This window comes from Rhizobium sp. BK289 (assembly GCF_014193575.1).
In the GTDB taxonomy this organism is placed as follows: domain Bacteria; phylum Pseudomonadota; class Alphaproteobacteria; order Rhizobiales; family Rhizobiaceae; genus Rhizobium; species Rhizobium tropici_C.
On sequence record NZ_JACHZO010000003.1, the window covers coordinates 280,337 to 302,585 of the forward strand.

The window sequence follows — 22,249 nt, forward strand, 5'->3', positions numbered from 1 at the left end:
TTCATCTGCCGGGAACGGCGGCAATAGAGGGCATGAAATGACAGCATTACTTCCGATCGGAGCAGCGCAGCAGGATCCAGACTCGCTCAAGGAACTGGCATCAATCGCTCGGCTCATCACCTATGCAAGGCAGAGCGCCAAGAACCTGAATGCGGAATTCCCGGTCTGGTGCCTGGATTTGGCACTGGGGGCCGTGTTGCAGGAAATGTATGCAAATGGCTTGCCGAATCCTTTGTTCGACGAGGGTACGGAGACAGCAAACGTGGTGGCACACTGAGCTGATCGATTCCGGCTTCCACCGGGATCTCGAACAATGCCGATATGGTTTCAACCAGCCATATCGGCATTGTTGCTCTGAGCAGGAAGGCTGCCGGGCGGACGGGATAAAACAACACCAGAAAAATGCGCAGCGGCTTTCCGTCCGGAATTGCGATAAATTGATGAGATGGAACGGCTCGGAAATTCCGTGAAAAACTGAACCGCTCTAACGAGCATCCTTGCGCGGCTGCACGCCCGCTACGAAAATCGAAATGCATTGGCGCAAATGGCGCAGCCGCGTTTCACGGTCCGGCCAGTCGCTCGGATGGCCAGGTTTGGAAATCATGGCACCGAAGATCATGTTCATCAGCATGCGCGCGCCGCTGGCCACATCGGCAATCTCGATCAGGCCGCGTCTTTGCTGCTGACTGAGCCAGTCGGCAAGCATCTGCTGCGATTGCTTGGCGCCATACGTGTGCAACAGCGTCGCAATCTCCGGGAATTGCTGCGCTTCGCTGATGGAAAGATGGATGAAAGCCTCGCGTTCGCGCTCCTGGGCTTCATCCATATCGATCATGAAGATCTGCTCGAGCGCCTCGACGAGGGGTAGATTCTCGTCGGGATCGCGCGGAAGGGCCAGCATGGATGCCCGGTGTTGAGCAATGATCGCCTTGAACAAGTCAGCCTTGCTCGGAAACAACTTGTAGAGGGTCTGTTTTGAAATCCTGCATCTGGCGGCAACGAGATCCATCGTCGTACTGCCGTAACCAAGTTCATAGAAGGTGGCACGCGCCACCCCGACGATCTCCGCGCGGCGCGCGTCGTCATTTGCGGTTTTCGGGCGGCCGCGCGGTCGTCGCCTGGCGGCCTGATCTGCCTTGCCTGCTCGTTCTTTTGTCAGCACTTCCGTCTTGGCCCCAACAGCCGAATGCGATTGACATTTGAAGCAGTATAAATATTTTCGGTACGACTTGGTACTGTAAATAAGGCAACAGGAAATAGCAACGTGCGAAAGCCCGCCAATCCCACTTCTGCGCCCGCATATGCGATGGTATCCAACCGCTTTTCAGCCGGCCGCGCCTCGATGACCGTCGCGGGGATTGCCCTCGCGATGTTGCTGGCCGGCTGCAACCAGCAGAATACGGCCCAAAACAATGCACCGGCCGTCAAGACGGAAGTCAGCGCGATGTCGCTGCATCCGCAATCCGTCGCAATCACCGCCGAGCTGCCCGGCCGCACCAGCGCCTATCTCGTTGCCGAAGTGCGGCCGCAGGTCGGCGGCATCATTCGCAGCCGCAATTTCAAGGAAGGCAGCGAGGTCAAGGCGGGTGATGTGCTCTATGAAATCGATCCCGCCTCGTATCAGGCATCCTATGACAGCGCCACCGCCGCCTTGCAGAAAGCGGAAGGGGCCGTGCCGAGCGCGCAGTCGAAAGTGGATCGTTATAAGAGCCTCACCGCACAGGACGCCGTCAGCAAACAAAATCTGGACGATGCACTTTCCGCTTTGGCTCAGGCGAACGCCGACGTGGCATCGGCGAAAGCGGCCCTCGAAACGGCACGCATCAATCTAGACTACACCAAGATGCGCGCGCCGATCGGCGGCCGCGTCGATGCGTCCGCGGTAACGGTCGGCGCTCTCGTCACAGCCGAGCAAACGACTGCGCTGACCACCATTCGCCAGCTCGATCCCATCAATGTCGACGTTACCCAGTCGAGCACGAACCTGCTCGAATTCCGGCGTGCCGTCGCCGAGGGCCGATTGAAGACCAGCGGCGACAACGTTTCCGTGCATCTCACGCTCGAAGATGGCAGCCAGTATAAGGAAACCGGCAAGCTGGAATTCGCCGAATCCTCCGTCGCGGAAACCGTCGGCACAATTACGGTGCGCGCCGTCTTCCCCAATCCGGATCGCGTGCTGCTGCCCGGCATGTATGTTCGCGCGACCATTCAGGAAGGCATCGCCGAAAACAGCTTCCTGGTGCCGCAACGCGCTGTGACGCGCAACACCAAGGGCGAACCGATTGCCATGTTCGTAGCCGCCGACGGCAAGGTGCACCAGCGGGTTCTGAAGGTGCAGCGCAGCATCGGCAACAGCTGGCTGGTGAACGAAGGTTTGGCCGACGGCGATCGCGTGATCGTGGAAGGCACGCAACGCGTCCGTGACGGCCAGGAGGTCAATGTCTCGCCAGTGACCATCGACGATGCGACCGGTGAAGTGAAGCAGGCCGCCGCCGACAGCAAGCCTGCCGAACAGGCCGCATTGGAAAAGACCGACACCAAGAACGCCTCCGGCGCTCAGAAGTGAGGTAGATGATGTCTCGTTTTTTCATCGACAGGCCGATCTTTGCCTGGGTCATCGCCATCGTCATCATGCTCGCCGGCGCGCTTTCGATCCTCACCTTGTCGATCTCGCAATATCCGCAGATCGCGCCGACCACGGTCAGCATTTCCGCCACCTATTCCGGTGCCGATGCCGCAACCGTCGAAAACTCGGTGACCAAGGTCATCGAACAGGGCATGACCGGTATCGACAATCTCGACTATATGACATCGACATCGACATCGACCGGCCAGGCGTCGATCTCGCTGACCTTCACCAACAAGGCCGATCCCGACGTCGCGCAGATGCAGGTGCAGAACAAGCTGCAGCTCGTCACCGCCCAGCTGCCGACGACCGTGCAGTCGACCGGGATCATCGTTTCCAAGTCGACATCGAACTTCCTGATGGTTGTCGGTTTCGTGTCGACCGACGGCAAGCTCAACTCCAATGACCTCGCCGACTATGTTTCCAGCACGCTCAACGATACGCTGAAGCGCATCGAAGGCGTCGGCAACACACAGATTTTCGGCTCCGGCTATGCGATGCGCATCTGGGTGGATCCGGACAAGCTTGCCAAATATCAGCTGATGGTGAGCGACGTCACCAGCGCGATCCAGTCGCAGAATTCGCAGGTTTCGGCCGGTCAGATCGGTGCCCTGCCGCAGCGCAAGGGTCAGCAGCTCAACGCGACCGTTACGGCCAAGAGCCGCCTGCAGACGCCGGAGCAGTTCGAAAACATCATCCTCAAGAGCCAGCCCAATGGCTCGCTGGTCCGTCTCAACGATGTCGCCACCGTCGAGCTCGGAGCTGAAAGCTATACGACCTCGAGCACCTATAACGGCCATCCCTCGGCCGGTCTTGCCGTCATGCTCGCGTCCGGCGCCAATGCCATCAATACGGCGGAAGCCGTGCGGACGACCATCGACAATCTGAAGCAGACGCTGCCGCCGAATGTCGAGGTGGTCTATCCCTACGACACGACGCCCTTCGTGAAGCTGTCGATCGAGGACGTGGTCAAGACGCTGTTCGAGGCCATCGTGCTCGTCTTCATCGTTATGTTCGTCTTCCTGCAGAACATCCGCGCCACGCTGATCCCGACACTCGCTGTTCCGGTCGTCCTGCTCGGTACTTTCGGCGTGCTCTCGCTCTTCGGCTATTCCATCAACACATTGACCATGTTCGGCATGGTGCTCGCCATCGGCCTTCTGGTCGACGACGCCATCGTCGTCGTCGAAAACGTCGAGCGCGTGATGGAGGAAGAAGGATTGTCGCCGCGCGAGGCGACGATCAAATCGATGCAGGAGATCACCGGTGCCTTGATCGGCATCGCCACGGTATTGTCGGCCGTGTTCATCCCGATGGCCTTCTTCTCCGGTTCGGTCGGCGTCATCTACCGCCAGTTCTCGGTGACGATCGTCTCGGCGATGATTCTCTCGGTCATTGTCGCCCTGATCCTGACGCCGGCCCTTTGCGCCACCATCCTGAAAGAACCCAAACACGGGGCGAAGGAAAAGGGCGTCTTCGGCTGGTTCAACCGCAATTTCGAGCGAGCGACGCATCGCTACCAGCGCAGCGTCCACGGCATGATCCGCCTCACCATCGTCTTCCTGCTGGTGTTCGTCGCAATTGGCGGTGCGGTGGCTTACCTGTTTAACCGGCTGCCGAGCTCCTTCCTTCCGGACGAGGATCAAGGCATCCTGCTGACAGCCATCCAGCTCCCCCCAGGCGCTACGAATTCGCGCACATGGACCGTGCTCGATCGGGTGAAGGACTACTATCTCAACAACGAGAAAGACTATGTCGAAGGTGCATTCGCGGTCGCCGGTTTCGGCTTCAGCGGCCAGGGCCAGAATGTCGGTATCGTCTTCGTCCGGCTGAAGGACTTCGACCAGCGCAAGACGCCCCAGTCGAAGGCGCAGGCAATTGCCGGCCGCGCCATGGGTGCCTTCTCGAAGATCAAGGACGGCAACGTCTTCGCGCTGGCGCCTCCGGCGATCCCCGGTTTCGGCAGTTCGAGCGGCTTCGACTTCTTCATCAAGGATATCAACGGTGCCGGCCATGCCGCATTGATCCAGGCCCGCAACCAGTTGCTCGGCGCCGCGGCAAAGAACCCAAAGCTGTTCGGCACCCGTCCGAACGGCCAGGAAGATACGCCGCAATATTCCTTGAACATCGATCAGGAAAAGGCGAGTGCGCTGAATATCGCCCTTTCCGACATCGACACGACCTTGTCGACGGCTTGGGGCGGCACCTATGTCAACGACTTCATCGACCGCGGTCGCGTGAAGAAGGTTTACGTACAGGCCGACAAGAATTTCCGCATGCAGCCGGAGGATTTCGGCCGCTGGTACGTGCGCAACTCCGGTGGCGACATGGTACCCTTCTCGGCTTTCTCGAACGGCCAATGGAACTATGGTTCGCCGCGCCTCGAGCGCTATAACGGCTCGTCCGCCGTCGAAATCCAGGGGTCAGCAGCGCCGGGCGTTTCCTCGGGCGATGCCATGAACGAGATCGACAAGATCATGGCCAGCCTGCCGCCGGGCTTCAGCCACGAATGGACCAGCCTCTCCGCCCAGGAAAAGCTCTCCGGCAACCAGGCAAGCCAGCTTTATGCCATCTCCATCCTGGTCGTCTTCCTGGCGCTCGCCGCCCTTTATGAGAGCTGGTCGATCCCGCTTGCCGTCATGCTGTCGGTGCCGATCGGCATCTTCGGCGCCTTGTTGGCTGCAACCCTGTTCGGTCAGTCGAATGACGTCTACTTCAAGGTCGGCCTGCTGACGACCATCGGCCTGGCGGCCAAGAACGCCATCCTGATCGTCGAATTCGCCATCGAGCAGCAGAACCAGGGCAAGAACCTGATCGATGCGACGCTGGTGGCAGCCCGCCAGCGCCTGCGGCCGATCCTGATGACCTCGCTTGCCTTCATCCTCGGCGTCATGCCGCTGGCGATCGCCAACGGTGCCGGCTCAGGCAGCCAGAACTCGATCGGCATCGGCGTCATGGGCGGCATGATCTCGGCGACCGTGCTCGGCATCTTCTTCATCCCGCTGCTCTTCGTCTCGGTGCGCCGCATCTTCAAGGGCAAAGTCGTGGCGACGGCAGCGGACACTCCCGCGACCGATACCGGGAGCACACACTAACGAAACATAGCTCGCCCTCGGTATCGAGAAGCGGCTTGAACCAAAAAGGGCTCCCGTCGGTAATGCGGGAGCCCTTTTTGTTTTGATATCATGTACTCCGAAAGAGTTTCCTGCTGTGCGTGAGGAGCGTTGGCACCATAGATCCTTCTCCCTCGGAGAGAATGGGTAAGAACTATAAGTGTGACCTCAGAGCCCTACACGGGTATTCCTCTATCTCCACCAATGATCAGTGAAACACAGCGCTCGTCAGTTCGACGGAGCCGGAACCGCCGCCGCAGTCTGCGGCTTCGGAGACCATCTCGCATGCAGCTTGGCAAGCATCAGGTAGATGATCGGCGTTGTATAGAGCGTCAGTACCTGCGACACGACAAGACCGCCGACGATGGTGATGCCGAGCGGCCGGCGCAGCTCCGAGCCTGGGCCGGTAGCGATGATCAGCGGGATCGCGCCCATCAGCGCCGCCAGCGTCGTCATCAGGATCGGCCGGAAACGCTTGAGGCACGCCTGATAGATGGCCTCCTCCGAAGACAGGCCGAGCGTTCGCTCGCCCTGCAGGGCGAAATCCACCATCATGATGCCGTTCTTCTTGACGATGCCGATCAGGAGGATGATGCCGATGAAGGCGATCAGCGTCAGCTCCGTACCGCTGATGGCGAGCGCCAGCAGCGCACCGAGACCGGCCGACGGCAACGTCGAGATGATCGTCAGCGGATGCGCCAGGCTCTCATAGAGGATACCGAGGACGATATAGACCGTCAGCAAAGCTGCCAGCAGCAAGAGCGGCTGGCTGCCGGACGATTGTGTGAGGCTCGCGGCATCGCCGGCAAAATCCGCATGCAGCGTATCGGGCAGATGCATGTCGAGCACGGCTTTCTGTATGGCATCGTTCGCCACCTGCAGCGGGATATTGAGCGCCAGATTGTAGGAGATCGTCACGGCAGGATACTGCCCCTGGTGGTTGACCACCAGCGGCGCGAGCGTTCGATCGATCGATGCGACGGCGCTCAGCGGTACTTGCGTGCCGCCGGAGGCCGGCACATAGAGCTTAGAAATATCATGTGGGTCGAGCGCATAATTCGGATCCGCTTCCAGCACGACGCGATACTGGTTGCGCTGCGTGTAGATTGTCGAGATCTGCCGCTGCGCGAAAGCGTTGTTCAGCGCGGCATCGATGGACTGGATGTTGACGCCGAGCTGCGAGGCCATGCTGCGGTCGATATTGACGGTCGCCTGCAAGCCGTTGGGCTGCCTGTCGGTCGCGACATCGGTCAGTTCGTGAAGGGCCTGGAGGCGCTGCAACACCTTGGGTGCCCATTCGACCAGCTCGTCATAATTCGCGCCCCAGACGGTGAATTGATACTGCGATTGCGACTGGCGCGCCCCGGCGCGGATATCGCCGGGCGAAAACAGGAAGGTGCTGAGGCCCGGAACGGCCATCAACTGCTTACGGAGCCGGTCTATGACGTCGGCCGTTGGCGCACGCTCCGATTCCGGCTTCAGCGAGATAAAGAGCTGCCCGCGATTGATGGAGCTGGAGAAGCCTCCACCACCCACGGAGGAGCCAATACCGGAAACGGCGGGGTCCTTCGAGGCGATATCGGCGGCCTGCTGCTGCAGCTTCACCATGGCCGGATAGGAAATATCGGTCGCCGCCTGCGTTCCGCCCTGGATGAAACCGGTATCGTCCTGCGGAATGAAGCCCTTGGGAACCTTGACGTAGAGATAGCCCGACATGACGACGCAGGCGATGATGACAAGTACGGAAAGAACCCGATGGTGCAGCACGGCCTTCAGCGTGCGGCCGTAAAATCCGATAATCGCAGCCAACGTGCCCTCGACGAGGCGGCCGAACGGACCGGGCCGTGCATCGATATCATGCGGACGCAGGCGATGGCCGCAGATCATCGGCGTCAGCGTCAGCGACACCAACGTCGAAACGGCGATCGTAAAGCCGAGCGTCAGCGAAAAGGTCTGAAAGAAGCGGCCGACGATGCCGCCCATGAAGAACAGCGGTATGAAGGCAGCAAGCAGCGATAGGCTGATCGAGATGACAGTGAAGCCGATTTGCTTGGCGCCTTCGAGCGCCGCCCGCATTGGCTTCATGCCGGTTTCCAGATTGGCATAGATGTTCTCGATCATGACGATGGCGTCGTCGACGACGAAGCCGACGGAGACGGCGAGCGCCATGAGGGAGAGATTGTCGATCGACAGCCCGAAGAGCCACATCGCGGCAAAGGTCCCGGCAAGCGACAGCGGCACGGTGACGCCGGCGGCAAAGGTCGGCGTGGCGCGCCGCAGGAAGATAAAGACCACGGCCATGACAAGGCAGATCGTGGCAAGCAGCGTCCATTGCATGTCGTTGACGCTGGCATGGATCGTCGTGGTGCGGTCGGAAAGAATGGAGACGTTCACCCCGGCGGGGATGAGCCGCTGCAGCTCGGGGATCAGTTGTTTGACGCCATCGACAGTGGCAATGACATTCGCATCCGCCTGCTTGGTGATGTTGAGCAGCACGGCCGGCTTGCCATCATACCAGGCATCGGAGCGACTGTTGCGCACGCCCGGCTCGACTGTGGCGATATCGGAGAGACGAACGGCTGTGCCGTCGCCGCTCTGCACGATGATCCTTCCATAGGCTTCCGGCGTGCGCAGCTGGCTGTTCATGGCAACGGAAAACGCGCCGCCTGCTCCATCGATGGAGCCGAAGGGACCGAGCACATTGGCGTTGACGATTGCCGTGCGCACGGCATCGAGCGATAGGCCCATGGCCGCGAGCCTGTCGGGATCCAGGCGAACACGTATCGCCGGCTGATCGGCACCGCTCACCGTTACACCGCCGACGCCATCCACCTGCGAGATGCGCTGCACCACCACGGTATCCGCCGCATCATAGATGGCGCTCGGAGAGACGTTGTCTGAAGTCAGCGCCAGAATAAGAACGGGGGCCGCAGCCGGATTGATCTTGCGGAAGGACGGCAAGGTCGGCAGATCGCCCGGCAGGTCGGTCGCCGCCGCGTTCAGCGCCGCCTGCACGTCTTGGGCGGCGCCATCAACGCTGCGCGAGAGGTCGAATTGGGCAATGATGGTGCTCGATCCGAGCGAGCTCACCGATGTCAGCTGCGTCACGCCGGCGATCGTGCCGAGATGGCGCTCAAGCGGGGCTGCAACGCTCGCCGCCATGCTGGCGGGATCGGCGCCGGGACGGCTGGCGGAGACGACGATGGTGGGAAGGTCGACGGTCGGCAGGCTTGCGACGGGCAGAAAGCGATAGGCAACGATGCCGAGGATCACCAACCCGATCGCCAGAAGCGTCGTCCCGACCGGGCGTTTGACGAACGGCTCGGAGATATTCATGTCTCGTCACTCGCCAATTCGTTCATTTCGGTGCTTGGCATGCCGCTGGTGCGGCCGAGGATCCGGGCGCGCAGGCGTTCGAAAGCCAGATAGATCACCGGCGTCGTATAAAGCGTCAAGAGCTGCGAAAGCACGAGCCCGCCGATGATGGTGATCCCGAGCGGAATGCGCAGCTCGGCACCCGTGCCCTGCGCCAGCGCCAGCGGCAGGGCGCCGAAGAGCGCTGCCAGCGTCGTCATCATGATCGGCCGGAAACGCAGGATCGAGGCCTTGAGGATGGCCTCGCGCGGCTCGAGACCTTCCTTGCGCTCCGCCTCCAGCGCAAAGTCGATCATCATGATCGCGTTCTTCTTGACGATGCCCATCAGGAGCACGATGCCGATCAGCGCGATGATCGACAGATCCTGCCCGAACAGCATCAGCGCCAGTAGGGCGCCGACACCGGCCGAAGGCAGCGTCGAAAGGATCGTAACGGGATGAACGGCACTCTCATAGAGCAGGCCGAGCACGATGTAGATCGTCACGACCGCCGCCAGGATCAGCCAGGGCTCGCCGGCGAGTGACGAGGCGAACTCCTCGGCATCGCCGGAATATTTGCGCTGAATATTGTCGGGCATGCCGATATTCAGCTCCGCCGCCTTGATCTCGGCGACGGCATCGCTGAGCGACGCACCCTTGGCGAGATCGAAGCTGAGCGTCACGGCCGGAAACTGCTCATCATGGCTGATGACCAGCGGCGCGGTCGTGAAGCTCGCCGTCGTGAAGGCGTTGAGCGGCACCTGCGTGTCGCTGGCGCCGGCGACATATAGCTTGTCGAGCGATTTCGGATCCGACTGGTATTCTGGTGCAGCCTCCAGAATGACGCGATACTGATTGGCCTGGCCGTAGATCGTCGCGATCTGACGCTGACCGAAGGCATCATTCAAAGTATCGCCGACGGCCTGCATCGAAACGCCGAGCCGCGAGGCGGTCTCACGGTCGACATCGACGAAGATGCGGCCGCCGCCCATTTCGACTTCGGAGGCGACATCGATGAGCTTCGGGCTTTGCTGCAGACGCTGCGCCAGCTTTGCGGCCCAATCGACCACAGTCGCCGTATCCGTTGCCGTCAACGTGTACTGATAGGGCGCGCGGCTCGCCCGGGTGCTGATCGAGATGTCACGCACGCTCTGGAAGGTGACATGGATGCCCGGCATGCCGGCGACCTCTTCGCGCATGCGGTCGATAATCTGATCGGCGGAAGCGTCACGCTGGTTCCTCGGCTTCAGCACAAGGCTGAGATTGCCCGTGTTCAGTGTCAGATTGCTGGCGCTGGTGCCGATGACGGAGACGACGCCACTGACATCGGGATCCTTGCGCAGCCGGCCGGCGACATCGGCCTGTATCTGCTTCATCGTTTCGAAAGACGTGGTTGGCTCGGCCTCGATGACGGCGGTGATCAACCCCGTATCCTGAGCCGGCAGAAAACCCTTGGGGATGACGACATAGAGCGCGATCGTCGCGGCCAGCGTCACGACCGTGATCATGAGCATCAGGGCGCTGCGATCCACCGTCCAGACGAGGCTGCGGCGATAGCCTTCGATCAGCCACTCCGTAAAGCGATCGGCGCCGGCCAGGAAACCGCCCTGCCGCTCCTTGGGTTTGCGCAGGATGCGCGCGCACATCATCGGGGTCAGCGTCAGCGAAACGACGGCCGACACGACGACGGCAATGGTCAGAGTCAGCGCGAATTCGCGGAACATGCGACCGACGATCCCGGTCATGAACAGCAGCGGGATAAAAACAGCAACCAGCGAGACGGTCAGCGAAATGATGGTGAAACCGATCTCGCCGGCGCCCTTCAGCGCCGCCTGCATCGGGTTTTCACCTTCTTCGATGTGGCGAGCGATGTTCTCGATCATCACGATGGCGTCGTCGACGACGAAGCCGGTGCCGATCGTCAGCGCCATCAGCGAGAGATTGTCGAGGCTGAAGCCGGCAAACCACATGACGCCGAAAGTGGCAATCAGCGACAGCGGCAGCGCGACGCCTGCAATGAAGGTCGCCGTCATCGTTCGTAAGAACAGCAGAACCACCAAGATGACGAGGCCGATACTGATGACCAGCGTCCATTGTACGTCATGGATCGAAGCCCGGATGGTCTCGGTGCGGTCATTGACGATATCGAGCGAAATGCCGGCCGGCATCGCCTGCTTCAGCTTCGGAAGCTGCTTCAGCACGTTCTCGACCGTCTGGATGACATTGGCGCCCGGCTGGCGCATGATGTCGAGAATGACCGCGGGCTGTCCCTGATACCAGGCACCGACGCGGTTGTTTTCCAGTCCTTCGACGACGGTTGCCACGTCCTTCAACTGCACGGGCGCGCTGTTGCGATAGGCGACGATGACCGATTTGTAGACGTTCGGATCGACGATCTGGTCGTTGGCGGCAAGCGTGAAACTCTGCTGCGTGCCGTCGAGCGCACCCTTGGCGCCGGCGACGCTGGCATTGGTGATGGCGGTACGGATATCTTCAAGGGCCAGGCCATAGGAAGCGAGACGCGGCAGGTCCACCTGGATGCGGATGGCAGGCTTGACGCCGCCCTGGATGTTGACGTCGCCGACGCCTGAGACTTCGCTCAGGCGCTGCGCCATCATCGTATCGGCGAAATCGCTGAGCTCACGGATCGAATAGCTGTTGGAGCGTAGCGCCAGCGTCACGATCGGCGTATCCGCCGGGTTCACTTTCGAATAGGTCGGCGGATAGGGAAGCGTGCGCGGCAAGGTCGAGCCGGCGGCATTGATCGCCGCCTGCACATCCTGCGCGGCGCCATCGATATCCCGGCCGAGATCGAATTGCAGCGTGATCTGGCTGATGCCGAAGGCGCTCGACGAAGTCATGGAGGCGAGCGACGGGATCTGGCCGAGCGGCCGCTCCAGGGGCGCGGTCACCAGCGCCGCCATCGTATCGGGATCGGCGCCTGGAAGCTGCGTCGTCACCTGGATCGTCGGAAAATCGACTTGCGGCAGCGGCGCGACCGGCAGGAAGAGAAAGCCGAGAATGCCACCCAGCAGCACGGCTACCCCGAGGAGCGAGGTGGCAATGGGCCTGGAGATGAAGAGCGACGAAACGTTCATTGTTGCTGCGTCGGCGCGGCGGATGAATTGTTGGATACGGAGTTGCCACCCGTATCCGCGCCCTGCCCCTCACTCGCGGCAGGCTGACCGTCCTGACCGCGATGGCCACCTTGGCCGTTGTGCCGACGGTGCGGCCGCTCGCCGCCATTGCCGTTGTCCTGGCTCGTCTGCGGATCGTTCTCCGCAACGGGCTGTCCCTGATCCTTCGATGCAGGGGCATTTGGCGCCACTTCATCCGGATTGGCCGAAATCTGAACTTTCGACCCGTCCTGCAGCCGCGCGAAACCCGTGGTCACCACCTTGTCGCCGGGGGATACGCCCTCGGCGATGACGGCCTGCGTGTCGTCCTGCTGGCGTACCTTCACCGGCTTCATGGCAACGGTCTGGTCCTGGCTGACGATATAGACGAAGGTGCCGTTCGGCCCGCGCTGCACGGCGCCGCTTGGAATGACAGTGACGCCCTTCAGCGTCTCCACTAGCAGGCGGGCATTGACGAAAGCGCCCGGCCACAGCGCCAGCTTCTCGTTGGGGAAATTCGCCTTCAGCTTGACCGTGCCCGTGGTCGGGTCGACCTGGTTGTCGACCACCGCCAGCGTGCCATTGTCGACCACCGTCTGGCCATCGCTTCCCATAGCCTGCACAGCAAGCGTTCCGGCCGCGCTTGCCGCATTGACGCGGGCTAGCTGCTGCTGCGGAATGGAAAACAGTACGGAGATCGGCCGGATCTGCGACAGCGTCACGATGCCGGTCGCATCCGACGAGCTGACGAGGTTGCCGACATCGACGTTGCGGATGCCTGTGCGCCCGTCGATGGGCGCCTTGATCGTCGTATAGTCCAGCGTTGCCTGCGCGCTTTCGATGGCTGCCACATCGACCTGGACCTGTGCCGTATACTGCGCCACCAGCGAGGTCTGGGTGTCGACCTGCTGCTGCGTGCCAGACGCGCTCTTCACCATCAGCTGAAAGCGGGCGAGATCGCGTTGAGCGCCGGCAAGCAGCGCTTCGTCCTGTGCCTTCTTGGCAACCGCCTGATCACGCTGGGCCTTGTAGACTCCATCGTCGATGCGGGCGATGACATCGCCCTTCTTGATATCCTGGCCTTCCACGAAATCAATTTCGACGATCTTGCCGCTGACCTGCGCCCGCACGGTGACGGTGTTCAACGCCTTTACCGAACCCACGCCATCGATATAGACGGGCACATCGGCGGTCTTAGCGTCGGCGGCCAGCACCGGAACAGGGCCGCTGAACTGTGAAAGGCTACGCCGCCCTCCGCCACCGCCTTGACTTCGTCCGCCGCCCCGGCGTTCGCCTTGCGCCTGCTCGGCTGGCGCTGCGGCATTCTGATAGCCGAGCAGCTTCTCCGCCGGGCCAAGCCAGCGATCGCGGGTCGCATAGGCGCCGTATCCAACCGCGCCGATGATCGCCAACCATACCGCGACCCGAAATGTCCGAGCCATCAACACACCTTCCTTCAAAACCTTCGGCGATCTGCGATCGCCGATAAGATGGCGCGACTCTAGCTTGCATCGAGCCGCTTAGGAATTTGGTATGGCCATTAAATTTTGTCCATTTTAGCGCGACTTAGCGTAACAAACTGTTACATTAGACAAAAACCAGGGTTGTAGTTGCAAGGACGAGATATGCCCACGTGTTGGCCGGTTGAACCGGTCAAAGCACGCCCCAGCCGCGATAACGCCCGCGACCTGTCATCTCGCGCAAGCCGAGTTCGGCCACCAGATTGAGCGCGCCTCTCGAGGTAACACCGACATGCCGTGCGATCATCTTCGCCGAAACAATCGGTCGCGACAGCACGATATCGATGACCTCCGGCAGGCTGCTGTTCGAGCGCCGGTCCTTGAGCCTCAATTCCATCTGCAGCTTGGCGAGCGACAGACGGTCGAGCTCCTTCAGGCCCGATTCGGCCGAAAGCGCCATGGCCTCCAGAAAGGCCGTCAGGCGCGTGATGCGGTCCGACGCGCGCCGCCGATCGTGCCGGACCGCTTTCAGGCCGACATTCAGGCAGAAGAGATGTGAGGTGATCTTGCCGCGGCTGCGCAGATAGGCACTCGCCAGCAAGCCGCCAAGCCAGTGCTGCCGGCGCAGCGGTTCGATCCGCTCCCAGGCGTCGAAAAGCACGGCAGCACCAAGAACCGGCGGCAGCCGATCCGCATCGCGAAGGGTGGCGCGCCAGTGCTCCAGTCGCTCGTCTTCATCCCAATCCTCGTCGCGAACGAGCGCAAGCGGATCATGGACATCGACCGTCGCCGGCCGGGCTTCCGGGACACCGCCATTTAGGACCTTGTCAGATCGGGCGAGAATGGCGTCGATCTCGGCAAAATCGACGCCGAAATCGTCATCCTCATCCTCCGACACCTCGGGCTCCGATGCTTCGGCAAGTGTCGGACGCACCACGATCGCCTCGTCGGCCTCCCCCGCGTCACCACGCAGGACCGCAAGGCCGGTCGCCTCAAGTCCCCAGGAAGGATCGGCGGTCCAAAGACGGCGCCTCGTCCGCAGCACGGCGTGAGCGATGGTCAATTCATGGGTCGGCGTGCGTGTATCCATGCGCGCATCGTGCAGGACCAGATCCTCCACATGCACCAGCTCACCGCTAACCCAGAGGGCACCCGCGGCATCGAAAAAATGCCCGCGCTCGCGAAAACCGTCCGCCACGGCATGCCGCAGAACGCGCTCGTCCAGACGCGCCAGCATGTCTTCCGCCTTGATGATGGCGGGCAGAAGTGTCGGAATCGGGAGCGTGGTCAAATCATATCGCATTGGAATCGCTTTATTGAATCGGCCTTACGGAACTTATCACCGCCCCGTGTGATGCGATAGGAAAGGAGTTCTGTGAACTGTGGACGACAATCACTATTTTTCATCTTGACCTTCCAGTAACAGGAAGGTTCATAAACCTATCCAACGCCCGATTCCGGGCAATGGAGTTTGATATGACATTGCATGACGAACATGATCACAGCCATCACGGCCATGGTCATCACCATCATCACGATCACCCGCAAGAGGCGGTGACACGCGATCCCGTCTGCGGCATGACGGTCGATCCGAACGCTGGCAAACCATCGCTGGACTATCAAGGCCGCACCTTCCATTTCTGCTGCAATGGCTGCCGCGCGAAGTTCGAGGCTGCGCCGGAAAGCTATCTCACCGCCAACGATCCCGTCTGCGGCATGACGGTCGACCGCGCCACGGCGCCCCATTTCCTGAAGCACGAGGGCGAGAAATTCTATTTCTGCTCGGCCGGCTGCAGGACAAAGTTCGAGGCGGATCCATCGGCCTACCTCAACGGCAACAAGCCTGCACCGAAGCCGGTACCGAAGGGCACGCTCTATACCTGCCCGATGCACCCCGAAGTCGTCAGCGACCATCCCGGCGATTGCCCGAAATGCGGCATGGCCCTGGAGCCCATGGGCGTGCCCTCGGCCGATGAAGGCCCGAACCCGGAATTGATCGATTTCACGCGCCGTCTCTGGATCAGTGCCGCGCTGTCGCTGCCGCTGCTCATCATCAGCATGGGTCCGATGATCGGCCTACCCATCCGTGATTGGATCGGAGAACCGATCGCCACATGGTTCGAACTCGTGCTTGCGACGCCGGTCGTGCTGTGGGCGGCCCTGCCCTTCTTCCGCCGTGCCTGGAACTCGCTCGTCAACAGAAGCCCGAATATGTGGACGCTAATCGGCCTCGGCGTCGGCACCGCCTATGTTTATAGCGTCATCGCCACGCTTGCCCCCGGCCTGTTTCCGATGAGCTTCCGCGGGCATAGCGAGAGCGTGCCCGTCTATTTCGAGGCAGCTTCCGTCATCGTTGCGCTGGTCTTCGTCGGTCAGGTGCTGGAACTAAAGGCCCGCGAACGCACCGGCTCGGCCATCCGCGCGCTTCTCGACCTCGCGCCGAAAACGGCGAGGCGCATCGGCGCCGACGGCAGCGAAACCGATGTGCCCGTCGACGAAATCCAGGCCGGCGACCGGCTGCGTGTGCGCCCCGGCGAGCGCATCCCCGTGGACGGCTCCGTCATCGAGGGCCAATCCACCGTCGATGAATCGATGATCACAGGCGAGCCCCTGCCGGTCGAAAAGGCTAAGGGTGATGCTTTGACCGGCGGGACGATCAACAGGAACGGTACGCTCATCATCCAGGCCGAGAAGGTCGGCGCCGAGACGACGCTGTCACGCATCGTCGAGCTCGTTGCCAAGGCGCAGCGCTCGCGCGCACCGATCCAGACGATGGTCGACCGCGTCTCCGCCGTCTTCGTGCCAGCCGTCGTCGCAGCCGCCATCATCGCCTTTGCCGTATGGGCCTTTATCGGGCCGGAGCCGCGACTGGCGCATGCGCTGCTTGCCGCCGTCGCCGTGCTCATCATCGCCTGCCCGTGTGCGCTGGGGTTGGCAACCCCCATGTCGATCATGATCGCCACCGGCCGCGGTGCCCACGTGGGCGTGCTGGTGCGCGATGCCGAGGCGCTGGAACGCTTTGCGAAAGTGGACACATTGATCGTCGACAAGACCGGCACGCTGACCGAGGGCAAGCCGAACCTGACCGACATCGTCACCGCGCCAGGTACCGATGAAGCCAGCCTCCTCTCGCTCGCCGCCAGCCTAGAGCGCGGCTCCGAGCACCCGCTGGCGGAAGCGATCGTTGCCGGCGCCGAGGCGCGGGGAGCGCATTTCGTCGACATTTCCGGCTTCTCGGCAGTGACCGGCAAGGGCGTCGAGGGCCGCACCGGCGAAACCGCGATCGCGCTCGGTAATGCCGCGATGATGACCGATCTTGGCGTTTCCGCTAACTCCCTGAAGGCCGAAACCGAACGCCTGCGCGGCGAAGGCAAGACCGTCATGTTCGTTGCCATCGACAGGAAGCTGGCCGGCCTTGTCGCTGTCGCCGATCGGATCAAGCCGACCACGGCCGCCGCGATCAAGGCGCTGCATGAGAGTGGCTTGAAGATCGTCATGGCGACGGGCGATAACGGCAAGACCGCCGCCGCCGTCGCCAAGCAACTCGGCATCGACGAGGTGCGCGCCGACATGCTGCCGGAAGGCAAGAAGGCGCTGATCGACCAACTGCGGGCCAAGGGCAGCATTGTCGCTATGGCCGGCGACGGCGTCAATGATGCTCCGGCACTTGCATCAGCCGATGTCGGCATCGCCATGGGCACCGGCGCCGACGTCGCCATGGAAAGCGCCGGCATTACGCTGGTGAAGGGCGATCTCAACGGCATCGTGCGGGCGCGCCATCTGTCGGAGGCGACCATCCGTAACATCAAGCAGAACCTTGCCTTCGCCTTCGGTTACAACGCGCTCGGCGTGCCGCTGGCAGCCGGCGTGCTCTACCCGGTCTTCGGCCTGCTTCTGTCGCCGATGATCGCGGCAGCCGCCATGAGCCTGTCCTCGGTCTCGGTCATCGGCAATGCGCTGAGGCTGCGGCTGGCGAAATAGGAGAACAAAAATGAATATCGGCGAAGCATCGGGCCGCTCCGGCCTGCCGGCCAAGACCATCCGCTACTACGAGGATATCGGCCTTATCCGCCCCGACCGCGGCGACAATGGCTACCGCGATTATGGCGCCGATGACGTGCACAAGCTGCGCTTCCTGCACCGCTCACGCAGCCTCGGCTTCTCGGTGGAGGAGTGCCGGCAGCTGCTGGCGCTCTACGAGGACAAGAGCCGCGCCAGCGCCGACGTCAAGGACATCGCCGCCGCAAAACTCATCGAGATCGACCGCAAGATCCGGGAACTGACGGAGCTACGCCGCACGCTGGAACATCTCGTCCACGCCTGCCACGGCAATGAGCGGCCGGACTGCCCGATTTTGGAGGAGTTGTCGGAGGAGTGAGGATGCCGCCTCGGCAGGTCAATCGAATGCCTTGATGTCGGAATGATGTGCCTGGCCCCTCACCCAAGCCCTCTCCCCGCAAGCGGGGAGGGAACTCTTAAAGGACCCTGCGCGGCTCGACTCAAATGAGGGGGCCATGCCCACGGCGGCGGCATCAATAGGCACGGCTGACCAGTCTCTATATCGCTCCAGTCAGCCAACGCGCTCTACCGCAATCGCCGTCGCCTCGCCGCCGCCGATGCAAAGTGCCGCGATGCCTTTTCTCACACCCTGACGCTCCAGCGCATGCAGCAGCGTCACGATCAACCGTGCCCCGGTGGCACCGATCGGATGGCCGAGGGCGCAGGCGCCACCATTGATATTAAGCCGATCGCGCGCAATACCGAGCTCTTTCGCGGCCGCCATGGCGACGACGGCGAAGGCCTCGTTGATCTCAAAGAGATCGACATCGCCGATCTTCCACCCGGTCTTGTCGAGCACCTTGCGGATCGCCGGGATCGGCGCGGTGGTATACCAGGCCGGCTCCTGGGAGTGCGTGGCATGCGCCTTGATTTCGGCGAGGATGGGCAATCCCTCACGCTCGGCGAGCGAGCGGCGCGTCAGGATCAGGGCGGCAGCGCCATCGGCGTTGGCCGAGGCACTGGCAGCGGTAATCGTGCCATCCTTGCGGAAGGCGGGCTTGAGCGTCGGGATCTTTTCAGGTGAAACCTTCTGCGGATGCTCATCCTTGGCGACTGTTACCGGACCGCCTTTCGCCATCACTGACACCGGGGTGATTTCGGCTTCGAAAGCGCCGGTTTCGAGCGCCTTGCGAGCGCGAGACAGGGTCTCCACTGCATAGGTATCCTGATCGTCGCGGCTGAACTGATAGGCCTCGACCGCCATCTCGCCGAAATCGCCCATCGAGCGGCCTTTCTCATAGGCGTCCTCGAGCCCGTCGAGCATCATATGGTCGAAGATGCGGTCATGGCCCATGCGATAGCCGCCACGGGCCTTGGCGAGGAGATAGGGCGCATTCGACATGGATTCCATGCCGCCGGCAACCGCGATGGAGGCCGAACCGGCGAGAAGCAGGTCGTGCGCCAGCATGGTCGCCTTCATGCCAGAGCCGCAGACCTTGTTGACGGTGGTGGCACCGACGGCATCCGGCAAGCCAGCCCCGCGAGCAGCCTGGCGAGCGGGTGCCTGTCCCTGCCCCGCAGGCAGCACGCAGCCGAAGAGAACCTCATCCACCCTCTCTGCCGAAAGACCGGCACGCTCCAAAGCCGCGCGAATGACATGCGCGCCGAGTTCCGGCGCCTGCAATGACGAGAGTTCGCCCTGGAAACGGCCAAGCGGCGTGCGCGTAGCGGAAACGATAACGACGGGATCGATAGCGGGCATGACATCTCCTCGCGGTCAGCAAACGGTATCTTCAGTTGTCATTGCTATCACGTTAGATGATGTCCGTCATCTAAATATCGCAAAGGAAGAGCGCAAAGTGATCCGCAAGACGCGATTGCCCTGGAGACAGATACATCCTAAGGATATCCAGGAAATTGAAAAGGATATTCCATGCCGCTTTACATCAAGGACGATGCCATCGATAGGCTGGCACGGCGCTACCAGGCGCTGACCAAGGCTTCCACCAAGACCGAGGCAGTGCGGCTCGCGCTGCAGAAGGCGCTGGATGAGGAGCTGACCAAGCCAGCCTTAGCCGATGTCGCCGTCGCCTTCTGCCGCAATCTCAAGCAGAAAGCCACTGGCAAAGGTGCAAGTGCCGGCACCGCGGGAGAGGCCTGATGTTTATCGACGCGACGGTACTGTCGGCGATGATGACCGACGAAGAGGAGGCGCGTGCCTTTGCCATCCGCATGCAGCCGGCAACGGCGCGAATGACCTCGCCGCTTTCCGCAGCGAATGCCGCTATCCTGGTCTCAGATATTTTGGGATTGTCGCCGACCGAGGCCGGCGAAGCTGTCCGCACATTTTTGCAGCTCATGAACATTCAGCTGCTTGCGGTGCCGCCCCGCGCCGCCACCTTGGCGACGGAAGCTTATCAGCGTTATGGCCAAGGCGACCATCGGGCGCGCCTCAGCCTTGACGATTGCATGACCTATGCCTGCGCCCGCTATTATCGCCAGCCGCTATTGTCGAAAAGCGACCGATTCAGCCAAACGGATATCGAGCTGGCCTAAGGCCAGCGCCACACCATTACGGGCAAAGAGAAGCGGAGCCTGCACTATAGGTGCTCGAACGAGCGCCGACGGAGTTCGGGGCAGCGGCGCATTGCAGTCGGGAAATGGAGTCGCCGGCGCGGATCGGGCCAGTCACGGACGGGTCGGTGTTGATGGTGCCATCCGGGAGAATTGCGTCCTTAGAATGGTCGACATTGCCGACATCCGCCTGGAACGCCTCGACATTGACGCGCTTGGGATGATGCTTATGAGCTTGTTCCGCCATGGCGGCGCTGGACATGCCGAGGACGAGAGCGGAGATGGCGAGGGTTCTGAGCAGCATAAGACTGCCTCCTATGGGAGTTGAAGCAACATTCATATGGGAACGGACGAGCCATTTTTACAGCGGCTTGCGTCTCAATATCGTTAAGAATTCTAAGGTTTTGATCAGGTCTTCACTTTATGGCGGGACACCTCTGCGCCGGCATCGTGCGGCAGGCTGATAAAGCGCAATGCGGAGATGGCACCGATAAGCCCAACGACAAGGAAAGCCCAGCGAAAATCGACAAGCGAGAGCGTTTCCCCACCATGAATCATGCGCGAGAGATTAAGAACGGCGGCAGCGACGGCAACGCCGAGCAGCAGCGAAACCTGCTGCAGCATGCTCGACAATGTCGAGGCCGAACTGCGCTGCGCTGCATGGATATCGGCAAAGCCAAGCGTATTCAGCGCCGTGAAGTTCATAGACCGCGAAAGGCCGGCGATGAATAGCAGGCAATATATCAGTGGGTCCGGCGTCGCCGGCGACAGGAACGCACAGCCGCCGATGCTAGCCGACGAGATCACGCCATTGACGACGAGCACACTGCGGAAGCCAAAGATTCTCAACGTCTGCGTGGTGATCGCCTTCATGCCGAGATTGCCGGCAAAGTAGAATAGCAGATAGGTGCCGGCATCGATCGCCGTGCGCCCGAACCCGACCTGGAAAAGCAAGGGAATTAGAAAGGGCGTGGCGTTGATCGCGACCCGGCTCGCCGTACCGGCAGAAAGCGTCGACATCGCGAAGGTCTGCACCTTGAAGGCGGAGAGATCGAGCAGGGGCGCATCGACCGTCATAAAATGCCGGGTGGCGATGACGGAGAAAACCACACCAGCAGCAATGAGTGCAATGCTGGGTGCCAATCCCGTGGTACCTTGGACCACGAATTCCAGACCGGCGAGCAGGAAGGTCAACCCCGCCGCCGATTGCAGGAAACCGATGAAATCGAGCCGCGCAGCCTTTTCCTCCCGTTGATCCGGCACAAAGCGCAGGACGAGACCGAGCCCGATGATGCCGATCGGGATATTGATCAGGAAGTTCCAGTGCCAGCTGAGATAGGTGGTGATGAAGCTGCCGAGCACCGGGCCGATGACCGGAGCCGTCAGCGCCGGCCAGGTGATCATCGAGATGGCATGCACCAGATCGGACTTGCGCGCGTTTTTCAGAACGATGATGCGTCCCACGGGCGTCATCAGCGCGCTGCCGACGCCCTGTATGGCGCGGGCAGTGATGAACTCGGTCAGACTGCCCGAAAGACCGCAGAACAGTGATGCCACGGTGAAGATGATGATCGATGCCAGGAATACACGCCGCGCGCCATAGCGATCGCCGGCCCAGCCGGCCAGCGGGACGAAGGCCGCCATGGTGAGCAGATAGACCGTGATGCCGATGCTCATCGACACCGGCTCGACGCCGAAGGTCATCGCCATCTGCGGCAGCGACGTGGTGACGATGGTGCCATCCAGGATTTGCATGAAGAAGGACACGGCGACCACCAGGGCGATGATGCGGGACTGCCGGCCGAAGCTTGCTTCGGAAGGTTCTTCTGTGGTCCGGGCAACGGTCATGGGATGAAATTTCGGAGATTGGCGTTCAAGGAGGCCGTGCATTACCGGCAGCAATCATATGATCATTGAATACGCCCATCATGGTGGCTTGCAAAGTCACAAATCCAAGCTGTTGCCATTAAAAATTGACAGGGTGACATAGAACCGCGGTTCGAGAGA

At 61.5% G+C, this 22,249-nt stretch carries 15 protein-coding genes; 7 read left to right on the forward strand and 8 right to left on the reverse strand.

Annotated elements, in window-relative coordinates; genetic code table 11:
• The first annotated feature begins 37 nt into the window (after positions 1-37).
• A complete protein-coding gene (locus FHT84_RS07585; protein WP_112341477.1) occupies positions 38-277 on the forward strand; it encodes a hypothetical protein in 240 nt (79 codons plus the stop codon).
• A 207-nt stretch (positions 278-484) separates the two neighbouring features.
• Here the strand turns inward: FHT84_RS07585 and FHT84_RS07590 are convergent, their stop codons facing one another.
• The gene (locus FHT84_RS07590; protein WP_113249661.1) at positions 485-1,162 is read right to left on the reverse strand and encodes a TetR/AcrR family transcriptional regulator; all 678 of its coding nucleotides are present in this window, start codon (positions 1,160-1,162) and stop codon (positions 485-487) included.
• 144 nt (positions 1,163-1,306) lie between these two features.
• On the opposite strand from FHT84_RS07590, the gene FHT84_RS07595 reads away from it, so the two are divergent.
• Both FHT84_RS07595 and FHT84_RS07600 read left to right on the forward strand, forming a co-directional pair.
• A complete protein-coding gene (locus FHT84_RS07595; RefSeq protein ID WP_113249698.1) occupies positions 1,307-2,566 on the forward strand; it encodes an efflux RND transporter periplasmic adaptor subunit in 1,260 nt (419 codons plus the stop codon).
• An 8-nt stretch (positions 2,567-2,574) separates the two neighbouring features.
• Entirely contained in the window at positions 2,575-5,721 is a 3,147-nt protein-coding gene (locus FHT84_RS07600; RefSeq protein WP_113249662.1) for an efflux RND transporter permease subunit, read from the forward strand.
• A 246-nt stretch (positions 5,722-5,967) separates the two neighbouring features.
• Here FHT84_RS07600 and FHT84_RS07605 read toward each other — a convergent pair whose 3' ends face one another.
• The 4 genes from FHT84_RS07605 to FHT84_RS07620 form a co-directional block, all read right to left on the reverse strand.
• A complete protein-coding gene (locus FHT84_RS07605) occupies positions 5,968-9,075 on the reverse strand; it encodes an efflux RND transporter permease subunit (protein ID WP_113249663.1) in 3,108 nt (1,035 codons plus the stop codon).
• Positions 9,072-12,191: a multidrug efflux RND transporter permease subunit gene (locus tag FHT84_RS07610; protein ID WP_113249664.1), complete on the reverse strand. Its 3,120-nt coding sequence runs from the start codon at positions 12,189-12,191 to the stop codon at positions 9,072-9,074. Before FHT84_RS07610 ends, FHT84_RS07605 begins: the two co-directional genes overlap by 4 nt.
• Positions 12,188-13,651, reverse strand: coding sequence for an efflux RND transporter periplasmic adaptor subunit (locus FHT84_RS07615; RefSeq protein WP_113249665.1), 1,464 nt, complete (start codon positions 13,649-13,651; stop codon positions 12,188-12,190). Before FHT84_RS07615 ends, FHT84_RS07610 begins: the two co-directional genes overlap by 4 nt.
• Positions 13,652-13,862: 211 nt before the next feature.
• Entirely contained in the window at positions 13,863-14,972 is a 1,110-nt protein-coding gene (locus FHT84_RS07620; protein WP_112341484.1) for an RHE_PE00001 family protein, read from the reverse strand.
• 173 nt (positions 14,973-15,145) lie between these two features.
• Here FHT84_RS07620 and FHT84_RS07625 point away from each other — a divergent pair, with 173 nt between their 5' ends.
• Positions 15,146-17,650 carry a heavy metal translocating P-type ATPase gene (locus tag FHT84_RS07625; RefSeq protein ID WP_183761538.1) on the forward strand — a complete coding sequence of 835 codons (2,505 nt, stop codon included), beginning with the start codon at positions 15,146-15,148 and terminating at the stop codon, positions 17,648-17,650.
• 10 nt (positions 17,651-17,660) lie between these two features.
• A complete protein-coding gene (cueR, locus tag FHT84_RS07630) occupies positions 17,661-18,047 on the forward strand; it encodes a Cu(I)-responsive transcriptional regulator (RefSeq protein ID WP_113249666.1) in 387 nt (128 codons plus the stop codon).
• Between the two features lie 192 nt (positions 18,048-18,239).
• Here the strand turns inward: cueR and FHT84_RS07635 are convergent, their stop codons facing one another.
• A complete protein-coding gene (locus FHT84_RS07635; RefSeq protein WP_113249667.1) occupies positions 18,240-19,430 on the reverse strand; it encodes an acetyl-CoA C-acyltransferase in 1,191 nt (396 codons plus the stop codon).
• A gap of 171 nt (positions 19,431-19,601) precedes the next feature.
• Here FHT84_RS07635 and FHT84_RS07640 point away from each other — a divergent pair, with 171 nt between their 5' ends.
• Positions 19,602-19,829, forward strand: a complete 228-nt coding sequence (locus FHT84_RS07640) for a type II toxin-antitoxin system VapB family antitoxin (protein ID WP_112341487.1) — start codon at positions 19,602-19,604, stop codon at positions 19,827-19,829.
• On the forward strand, positions 19,829-20,224 hold the full coding sequence (locus FHT84_RS07645) for a type II toxin-antitoxin system VapC family toxin (protein WP_113249668.1): 396 nt from the start codon (positions 19,829-19,831) through the stop codon (positions 20,222-20,224). The genes FHT84_RS07640 and FHT84_RS07645 overlap by 1 nt, the downstream gene beginning before the upstream one ends.
• 16 nt (positions 20,225-20,240) lie before the next feature.
• Here FHT84_RS07645 and FHT84_RS07650 read toward each other — a convergent pair whose 3' ends face one another.
• Positions 20,241-20,546 carry a hypothetical protein gene (locus tag FHT84_RS07650; protein ID WP_112341489.1) on the reverse strand — a complete coding sequence of 102 codons (306 nt, stop codon included), beginning with the start codon at positions 20,544-20,546 and terminating at the stop codon, positions 20,241-20,243.
• A gap of 104 nt (positions 20,547-20,650) precedes the next feature.
• Positions 20,651-22,090: an MFS transporter gene (locus FHT84_RS07655; RefSeq protein WP_183761541.1), complete on the reverse strand. Its 1,440-nt coding sequence runs from the start codon at positions 22,088-22,090 to the stop codon at positions 20,651-20,653.
• Between the last annotated feature and the right edge of the window lie 159 nt (positions 22,091-22,249).